This window comes from Actinomyces sp. oral taxon 170 str. F0386, assembly GCF_000195595.1.
GTDB lineage: Bacteria > Actinomycetota > Actinomycetes > Actinomycetales > Actinomycetaceae > Actinomyces.
Genome location: NZ_GL882534.1, coordinates 41,989 through 50,151, shown reverse-complemented (window position 1 = coordinate 50,151; position 8,163 = coordinate 41,989). Strand labels below are relative to the sequence as shown.

9 protein-coding genes are annotated in these 8,163 nt (G+C 72.1%); 5 read left to right on the top strand and 4 right to left on the bottom strand.

From position 1 onward, the window contains the following. The 3 genes from HMPREF9056_RS05000 to HMPREF9056_RS04990 form a co-directional block, all read left to right on the top strand. Window positions 1-854 (top strand): hypothetical protein (locus tag HMPREF9056_RS05000; protein WP_253269941.1); only part of this gene is annotated, 854 nt, incomplete at its 5' end. A 64-nt stretch (window positions 855-918) separates the two neighbouring features. Beyond that, a complete protein-coding gene (locus tag HMPREF9056_RS04995; RefSeq protein ID WP_034513891.1) occupies window positions 919-1,641 on the top strand; it encodes an AzlC family ABC transporter permease in 723 nt (240 codons plus the stop codon). After that, entirely contained in the window at window positions 1,641-1,964 is a 324-nt protein-coding gene (locus HMPREF9056_RS04990; RefSeq protein ID WP_009403405.1) for a branched-chain amino acid transporter permease, read from the top strand. The genes HMPREF9056_RS04995 and HMPREF9056_RS04990 overlap by 1 nt, the downstream gene beginning before the upstream one ends. Here HMPREF9056_RS04990 and HMPREF9056_RS04985 read toward each other — a convergent pair. After that, window positions 1,945-2,736, bottom strand: coding sequence for a TMEM175 family protein (locus tag HMPREF9056_RS04985; RefSeq protein ID WP_009403404.1), 792 nt, complete (start codon window positions 2,734-2,736; stop codon window positions 1,945-1,947). The two genes, HMPREF9056_RS04990 and HMPREF9056_RS04985, sit on opposite strands and share 20 nt — an antisense overlap. Window positions 2,737-2,993: 257 nt before the next feature. Between HMPREF9056_RS04985 and HMPREF9056_RS04980 the strand changes: the two genes are divergently transcribed. Further along, window positions 2,994-3,911, top strand: coding sequence for an alpha/beta fold hydrolase (locus HMPREF9056_RS04980; protein ID WP_009403402.1), 918 nt, complete (start codon window positions 2,994-2,996; stop codon window positions 3,909-3,911). Window positions 3,912-3,948: 37 nt separating this feature from the next. On the opposite strand, the gene HMPREF9056_RS04975 is transcribed toward HMPREF9056_RS04980, so the two are convergent. The 3 genes from HMPREF9056_RS04975 to nth all read right to left on the bottom strand — a co-directional run bounded on the left by HMPREF9056_RS04975 (window position 3,949) and on the right by nth (window position 7,071). Beyond that, on the bottom strand, window positions 3,949-5,337 hold the full coding sequence (locus tag HMPREF9056_RS04975; protein WP_009403401.1) for an ABC transporter permease: 1,389 nt from the start codon (window positions 5,335-5,337) through the stop codon (window positions 3,949-3,951). A 34-nt stretch (window positions 5,338-5,371) separates the two neighbouring features. Continuing rightward, the gene (locus tag HMPREF9056_RS04970) at window positions 5,372-6,208 is read right to left on the bottom strand and encodes an ABC transporter ATP-binding protein (RefSeq protein WP_034513877.1); all 837 of its coding nucleotides are present in this window, start codon (window positions 6,206-6,208) and stop codon (window positions 5,372-5,374) included. Between the two features lie 119 nt (window positions 6,209-6,327). Next, window positions 6,328-7,071: an endonuclease III gene (gene nth / locus HMPREF9056_RS04965; RefSeq protein ID WP_050792998.1), complete on the bottom strand. Its 744-nt coding sequence runs from the start codon at window positions 7,069-7,071 to the stop codon at window positions 6,328-6,330. Window positions 7,072-7,343: 272 nt separating this feature from the next. Between nth and HMPREF9056_RS04960 the strand changes: the two genes are divergently transcribed. Beyond that, window positions 7,344-8,021: a Crp/Fnr family transcriptional regulator gene (locus tag HMPREF9056_RS04960; RefSeq protein ID WP_003779318.1), complete on the top strand. Its 678-nt coding sequence runs from the start codon at window positions 7,344-7,346 to the stop codon at window positions 8,019-8,021. Window positions 8,022-8,163 lie beyond the last annotated feature (142 nt).

The window sequence follows — 8,163 nt, the reverse complement described above, 5'->3', positions numbered from 1 at the left end:
CCGCAGCGCCCCAGGCCTACCGGCCCACGCCTCCCGCCCAGCTGGCCCCGGGCACTCGGCCGATACCGGCCGGCGACGGCGCCTCCACGACGGCAGCGGCCTCCGTGCCAGGCTCCGCGTCGACCTCGGCGCCGAGTACTGCACCGGCCACGGCGCCGTCGGAGCCCTCTCCGCATCAGGCGCCCGCCTGGCCCTCGACCTCCACGGCCCGGAGCTTCTCCGCCATCGATCCCTTGGAGAGCGACGACCCCGAGGAACGCGGCCGCTCACGCGCCCGGCAGGCCGCCATGGCCATGACCGCCTCGAGCGGGGAGGACGATGACTCCATCCTCCTCAAGGGCGCCAGCGTGCTGGGCATCTCGAGCTCGCGCGCCGAGACCCACTGGACCGGGGTACTCATCGCCGTCGTCCTGTTCCCGGTGGCCTGGTTCCTCGTGCACGACGGCGCCGCCTCCCTGACCGGCGGCAACCCCTCGGCCTGGCCGGCCGCCGCCTCCCCGGTGGGCGCGCTGGAGATCCTGGGAGGGACCGCGGCCTGCGCGGCCGCCCTGTTCATGATCTCGCGATCCTCCCTGGGGGCCTTCGTCGTCGGTGCCGTCAGCACGGTGATCGGCCTGCCCTTCGTCCTTATGCCGGGGGTCGTCCAGTCGATCATCGGTCCCACGATCGACCGGCTCCAGGCCCACTCCGACCTGGGGCGCGCCCTATCCACCTATGTCATGGACGACGGTCTGTCGGGCCGCTTCGTCCTCATGGGCGTGCTCACGGCCATGGTCGCCGTCGTCGCCCACCTGGCGCGCCGAGCCGGTCAGCGCGAGCAGGAGTCCGACGACGACCGCGGCCTGCGTGACTGAGCCCGACGCCGCCCAGCCGCCCGCCGCGGCCTCCACCGGGGAGTCCTCGCAGCCGGCCCCGCGGATGCAGACCATCGGTGACGCCGCCCGCGACGCGGTGCCCGTCGTCGTCGGCTACGTGACCCTGGGGCTGGCGGCCGGGATGCTGCTGGTCGCCGAGGGGCTCGCCTGGTGGTGGGCGCCGGTGTGGAGCCTGGTCATCTACTCCGGAACCATGCAGATGCTGCTGGTGCCGTTGGCCGGAGGCGGCGAGCCGCTGGCCACCATCGCCGTGTCCGCCGGCTTCGTCTCGGGCAGACACGTCTTCTACGGGTTGGGATTCCCCCTGGATCGTGTGCGGGGCGGGGTGCTCGCTCGCCTCTACGCCGTCCACGCGATCACCGACGAGGTCTACGCGCTGCTGGCCGCGCGCGACCGGCGGGCCATGAGCGGGCGCTACCTGGTGGGCGTCGAGGCGATCAGTCAGGCCTCCTGGGTGGCGGGCACGAGTGTCGGGGCGCTGGCCGGGACGGCGCTGGCCTCCGTGGTGGGCGAGCGCATCGAGCTGCTCGGGTTCGTGCTCACGGCTCTGTTCGTGGTCCTGGCCATCGAGAACTGGCGCAACCACCCCGATATCGGGGTGCTGTGCCTGGGGCTGGTGGCCGGCGGGGTCGGCCTGGCGACGGGAGGGTCGGCGGCGCTGCTGGCCGCGCTGGTGACGCTCGCCGTCGGCCTCGTGGGGCTGTACGCCTGGCGCAGCCACCGCCCCGGGACGGGCGCTCCGGAGCCGCAGCGGAGGGCCGACTGATGCTCACCAACCCGCAGATCGCGGTCGCTGTCGCGGTCGTCGCCGTCATCACCTTCGCCTGCCGGATCGCCCCTTTCGTGCTGCTGCGCGGACACCAGGACAGCGCACTGCTGGCCTTCCTGTCCCGGGCGATGCCGCTGGGGGTCATGATCGTCCTGGTGGCCTACACGCTGGACGGGGTGAGCCCGGCGCCGTCCACCTGGCTGCCGGCGGCCGGCGGGATCGGGGCGACGGCGGGCCTGCACCTGTGGCGGCGCTCCATCGGGCTGTCGCTCATCGGCGGCACCGGCGTCTACGTCGCCGTCAGTCTCCTGCTGGCCTGACCCGCCGCGGCCGATGTCCGGCCATGTAGAAGACGATGAGGGCCACGTAGGTGACCACGCTCAGCCAGGCACTGACCAGGCCCAGCAGCGCGGCCAGCGCGTACAGCCACGGCCCCATCGCGAAGCGCCGGGTCATGGAGCGCACCTCCGCCTCGGGGACCTCCGACCGCAGGCGGCTCCGGTCCCGGATGGACGCACGCCACAGGGCGTTGAAGAACAGCCCGCCGACCACCATGACCAGCCCGTAGAAGACGGCACCCGTGCGCTCGTCATGGCCGGACTCCAGGGACCGGGTGAGCACCGAGGTGGCGAAGGGCAGGAAGGCGACATCGAGCAGGAGGAAGAGGTTGCAGATGAGCATCCACTGGTCGACGCTGCGCACCCGGGCGAAGATGGCGTGGTGGTTGAGCCAGACCTGCCCCACCAGCAGGAAGCTGAGCACGAAGCCCACGTAGCCGGGCCACAGGGAGGCCAGAGCGCGCAGGAGGCTCTCACCGTCGTCGGGCAGCTTGATCTCCAGGCTCAGCAGGGTGATCGCGATGGCGATGACGCCGTCGCTGAAGGCCTCCAGGCGTCCGGTCGAGATGAGCGCCGCCTCCTCCCCTCCAGCACCGCCGCCTCCGGCGGCGGGATCCTCCTCAGGAGCCGGGTCGGCAGCGGTGCCTGAGGCCGTGGCATCAGCACCCGCGTGGCCAGAAGCGTGGGCACAGGTGTCATCGGCGAGCTCGTCGGCAGAGCCATCACCCGAGTCGTTGTGACGCTGGGCAGTCATGTCTTCTCCTTCCCTCCGCGATCAGGAGCGATGTGGAACCCGATCACCGTCTCCGGCACGGCTCCGGGAGCCGGTTAGCCCCGCTACATGTCCAGATCGGTGACAAAGAGGATATCCAGGCGCTCACACCGTCACCTGAACCGCTGAATCATGCGGTTTCCTTTCCTCATCCTCCGCCTCGTCGCGGCCTTTGTCACCGTTTTGGACATTCCCTGCTTCCGTGGGCGGTGCCGGGCGCCGGCCAGTAGGCTGCGGGCGTGCCTGTTGACGTCAACCGCCCCGGCCCCTGGACCCACCGCAACCTCACCGCGCGCGGCACCCGCTTCCATGCCGCGCTGGCGGGCCCCGAGGCCCCGACCGGCGCAGAAACCGTGGGACCCCTGACCCTCCTGGTCCACGGCTTCCCTGAGTGCTGGTGGACCTGGCGCCATGTCATCCCCGCCCTCGCGCAGGCCGGGCACCGTGTGGCGGCCCTCGACCTGCGCGGCTTCGGCGGCTCGGACCGGCCGCCGTCGGGCTACGACCTGGTGACGCTGGCCCAGGACCTGGCCGCCGTGGTCCGCTCCCTGGGCCACGAGCGGGCCGTGGTCGTGGGCGCAGGGCTCGGCGGCCAGGTCGCCTGGGCGCTGCCGCACGTGGCCCCGGACCTGACGACGGCGATCGTTCCGGTGGGCGCCCCCCACCCCCTGGCCCTGCGCTCGCTGCGCTCCCGGGCACTGTCGGGGCCGGCGCTGCAGTACGCGAGTCTGCAGATCCCGGGCCTGGCCGAGCGGCGACTGCGCAGCCGCAGCGCCCTGGAGGGCCTGCTGCGCTCCTGGGCCGGACCGCATACCCGGGAGGCGGTGGCCGAGGAGGCCCCCTACTACGCCGAGCTCCTGTCCCGGCCCGGTGCCGCCCACAGCGCCCTGGAGCCACTGCGCAACCTCGTGCTGTCGCGGGCTGAGACGGCGGCGCTGGACGAGCCGGTGGCGGTGCCCGTGCTGTCCGTCCAGGGCGAGCTCGACCCTGTCCAGCCGGCCCAGGCCTACGCGCGCGACACCCACCACGTCACCGGCAACCTGCGCCAGGCGACGATCCGCCGCTCCGGCCACTTCCCCCAGGAGGAGGCCCCGGCCGAGCTCGTCCGGGCCCTGCTGCCCTTCCTGGCCGACATCGCCCCGCCCGCCTCCGCCTGACCGTCTCCTCACGCCTCGTGCCGGGTGCGGCACCGCCTCACACCGGCTGGCGCAGGTTGTCCATGAGGGAGCGCCGGTCGAGCTGGGCGGGCAGCCAGGTGGTCGCCACCGCGAGCGTCAGTGAGATCCCGCTGACGAGGGCCAACAGCCCCACCGGGACCGAGGCGGTCAGGACCGCCGTCCCGCCCCCGGAGTAGAGCGCGGCGTAGACGGCGCTGAAGGCGGTGGCCGCCAGCCCGAAGATGATACCGGTGACGGCGTAGATGACACCCTCCAGCGCGGTGGAGGCCAGAACCGTGCGGGTGCGCGCCCCGATGACCCCCAGCAGCGCCCCCTCCTGGCGCCGGGCCCGCCCCACCATGGCGATGTTGGCGATCCCGCCGACGCCGGAAATGAAGAAGGTTGGAACCCCGACGGAGAGGAACCCGTTGACCGAGCCCTGCGCGCCGGTGGCCTGGCCGGCCCCGACGGCGGCGTAGACCGTGCCGGTCAGGGCCACGGCGATGGCGAAGGGGACGATCGTCGTCATTGACAGGGAGGCGCGGTGGCGGGCGTTGGCGCGGGCGGCGAACCAGGCGGGGCTGCGGCCCGGGATGAGGGCGGTCCACCAGGTCAGCAGTGGCCGCAGGGTCCAGTTCGGCACGCTCAGGGCGGCGATCGCGGCGAGGAGCCCCATGGAGGCGCCGGCCATCGCGCGCTCCCCCGGGTCGTTGAGGTTCATACCGGACGTGGCCATCTCCGCCCTCTCCGCGTCACTCATGGGTAGAGAGCTCTCGAAGGGGGTCATGACCAGCCCCAGGAGCATGATGCCGACGACCACCCACTGCCACCACCGGGTCCGGGTCTGCGGGGCCGTGGCCTCCCGCAGCGCCTGCATCTCGGGGACCGACGCCGCCCGTCGGGCCGGCCCCATCGCGCCCAGGATGCAGAACAGCATCGTCACGGCGATGGTCAACGGCACCCCGAAGCCCGGCATGATGATGGGCAGATTCTGAGGAAACACATCGAACTCCCGCCAGGTGAGCAGGTAGACGCGGACCAACGGCAGGCTGGCCACCGCCCCAATGACGCCTCCGAGCAGCCCGATCACCCCGACCTGCGCCAGGATGATGCGCCGGATGCGGCTGCCGGGGATGCCCAGAACCTTCCACAGCGCGTGGGAGCGCTGCTGGGCCGAGACGGTCAGGCCCAGCGTCGTGGACAGGATGACGGCGGTGGCCAGCCCCACGTAGGAGACAAGGCTGGAGCCGATGATGTGGGAGGCATTGATGAGCTCGGCCGAGCCCTGGGCCTGGGCCCAGCTCAGAGCGCTGTACCAGGTGGTGATGATGACGCCGATGATGGCGCCGCCGACGGTGGCGACGAGCAGCGACCACAGCCATTGCCGGGCGTGGTGGCGCAGGTCGTTCCAGATGAGTGTGACCATGATCTTCTCCGATCCTCTCCTGATCCGGCCCTGGTCAGGCGGCGCGCGCGGCCCGGGCCGAGTGGACGAGCTCGGCGATCTGGCGGGCGTCACGGCAGCTGGTCCACTGCACCAGGTGCCCCTGGCTCATGACGGCGACCGCGTCGGCCTTGGCGGCGGCCTCGACGTCGTGGGTCACCATGACCACGGTGGTTCCCTGCTCGGTGAGCCGGCGCAGCCAGTCCAGGACGAGGGCGGCGGAGTCCAGGTCGAGGGCGCCCGTGGGCTCGTCGGCGAAGACGATCCGGGGTCGGCTGGCCATGACGCGGGCGATGGCCACGCGCTGGCGCTCCCCTCCGGAGAGCTGGTGAGGCTTGAGGCCGGCGCGGTGAGCGAGCCCGACGGCGTCGAGGGCCTCCCGGATCTGGGTGTCACTCAGGGGACGCCCGGCCAGGCGCGAGGGCATGGAGACGTTGTCGGCGGCGCTCAGGGAGGCGATGAGGTTGTACTCCTGGAAGACGAAGCCGACGTGGCGGGCGCGGAACCGGGCGCGCTCGGCGGGCCGCATCCCGGAGGTGACGGTGCCGAGCATGGTCACCTGGCCGTCAGTGGGCTCATCGAGGCCGGCCATGCAGTGCAGCAGCGTCGACTTGCCCGATCCGGAGGCTCCGACGACGGCGGTGAAGCTGCCCTCGGGCAGGTCGGCGTCGACGTGGTCCAGGGCGGTGACTCGGGCGTCCTGGCGTCCGGGGACCTCGTAGACGCGGGTGAGGCCGCGCAGGCGGATGGCGATGGGCGACGACGAGGCCGGCACGGGCGGCGGCATCGGTGACATGAATGAGGCGGAGGCGGCGTTCGGATCGGAGGGCGTGAACGGCGGGTGAGCAGTCATGCCTCCAGCCTGACGGCGCCGACCCTCTCATCCCATCCTGCCATCTGGTGGACCGGGGGTGGGGCTAGCCCGACATCGGCTCCACGGACACCTCCGCAGACACCAGAATCAGACACCCATCAGACGCCCACCTGCGGGCACAGCCCGGCCTCGAGCAGCGCGCACTCACCGCAGCGCGGCGAGCGGGCCGAGCACACCCGGCGCCCGTGCTCGATGAGCCGGTGGCAGCCGTCGGTCCAGCGCCACGGCTCCCACAGGGCCGCGATGTCCTTCTCCACGCGCAGCGGGTCCTTCGACGTCGTCCACCCCAGACGGCGCGAGAGCCTCCCGACGTGAGTGTCCACGGTGATGGCGGGCTTCCCGAAGGCGTTGCCGAGGACGACGTTGGCGGTCTTGCGCCCCACGCCCGGCAGCGAGACGAGCTCCTCGCGGCTGCACGGGACCCGCCCCTCGAAGCGCTCGGTGAGCGCCTGACCGATACCCAGCAGGTGCCCGGCCTTGGCCCGCTGGAAGCCCAGGGGCCGCAGAATCGCCTCGAGGTCCTCGCGCCGGGCCGCCCCCAGGGCCGCGGCGTCGGGGTAGCGCCCGAAGAGCTCGGGCGTGACGGTGTTGACGCGCGCGTCGGTGGTCTGGGCGGACAGGACAGTGGCGATGAGCAGCTGGAAGGGGCCGTCGTGGTCGAGGGCGCAGGCGGCGTCGGGGTAGAGGGCGATGAGCTCGTCGTCGACGGCGCCCGCCCGCCAGGCCGGGCCCGCCACGGCCGGGACCTCGGGGATCTCAGGGACCTCGGGGGAGGCGTCGACCGCCGCTGTCACCTCACTGCTCGCAGACCTGCGCACCTCGTCCTCTTTCCGCGATCTCATCGGCGGCACCAGCAGCGCCACCGAAGCCTTTGTCCGGGTCTCTGCCATGGAGCCCCCGGATATCCATTGCAGTCGTTCCCGCTGTCGCCCCGCAACCACCGGCCTCTCAAGAGTGTCGCAGGACGCACCCGACTTTGCTCACTTCTCTTTGACCTGCAACACACGGAGACTACAATGCTCGACGGCGTGCCACAGGTCACAAGCCGTGGCAGGATAGACCCGAGGGCTCCCGCATGCGGGATGCCAGCCCCCTAACCACCAGGAGGATCTCCGTGGAAGACAGCATTATCTCCAGGATCCCGCTCTTCGAGGGCCTGAGCCCGGATGAGCAGGAGGAACTGCGCGCCATGATGACGCAGACGACTCTGCGCCGTGGCGAGACCCTCTTCAACGAGGGCGACTCAGGCGACCGCCTCTACATTCTCCTCTCCGGGAAGGTGAAGCTCGGCCACGCCAGCGCCGACGGCCGTGAGAACCTGCTCGCGGTGCTCGGTCCCGGCGAGATCGTCGGCGAGCTGACCCTGTTCGACCCGGGCCCGCGCTCCACCACCGCCACTGCCGTGGCCCCCACCGAGCTCCTGACGCTGGATCACAACCAGCTCATGACCTTCGTGGAGTCCCACCCGCAGCTGGCCAAGGACATGCTGCGCGCCCTGGCCCAGCGCCTGCGTCGCACCAACACGGCGCTGGCCGACCTCGTCTTCTCCGACGTGCCCGGCCGCGTGGCCAAGGCCCTGCTGGACCTGGCCGACCGCTTCGGATCCCCCACCGACGACGGCGTCCACGTCCCCCACGACCTCACCCAGGAGGAGCTCGCCCAGCTGGTGGGCGCCTCCCGCGAGACGGTCAACAAGTCGCTGGCCGAGTTCGTCTCCCGCGGCTGGATCCGCCTGGAGGGCCGGGCCGTCACGCTGCTCGACGTCGACCGCCTGCGCCGTCGCGCCCGCTGAGGGCCCGTCTCGGGTCACGAGCCCTCCGCGCAGCGCAGCAGGCACCCCACGCCGAATGCTCGCCGGGCACCGACACGCCCCGCACACTGCTGACGACAGCACAGACAACGCCGCGTCCGCGGTCCGCCACCCGCGGACCGCG

What these genes read in the sequence shown, in the direction of transcription:
- HMPREF9056_RS04995 (WP_034513891.1), top strand. Translation starts at nt 919, where the DNA reads ATGCAGACCATCGGTGACGCCGCCCGCGACGCGGTGCCCGTCGTCGTC.
- HMPREF9056_RS04990 (WP_009403405.1), top strand. Translation starts at nt 1,641, where the DNA reads ATGCTCACCAACCCGCAGATCGCGGTCGCTGTCGCGGTCGTCGCCGTC.
- HMPREF9056_RS04985 (WP_009403404.1), bottom strand. Translation starts at nt 2,736, where the DNA reads ATGACTGCCCAGCGTCACAACGACTCGGGTGATGGCTCTGCCGACGAG.
- HMPREF9056_RS04975 (WP_009403401.1), bottom strand. Translation starts at nt 5,337, where the DNA reads ATGGTCACACTCATCTGGAACGACCTGCGCCACCACGCCCGGCAATGG.
- HMPREF9056_RS04970 (WP_034513877.1), bottom strand. Translation starts at nt 6,208, where the DNA reads ATGACTGCTCACCCGCCGTTCACGCCCTCCGATCCGAACGCCGCCTCC.
- nth (WP_050792998.1), bottom strand. Translation starts at nt 7,071, where the DNA reads ATGAGATCGCGGAAAGAGGACGAGGTGCGCAGGTCTGCGAGCAGTGAG.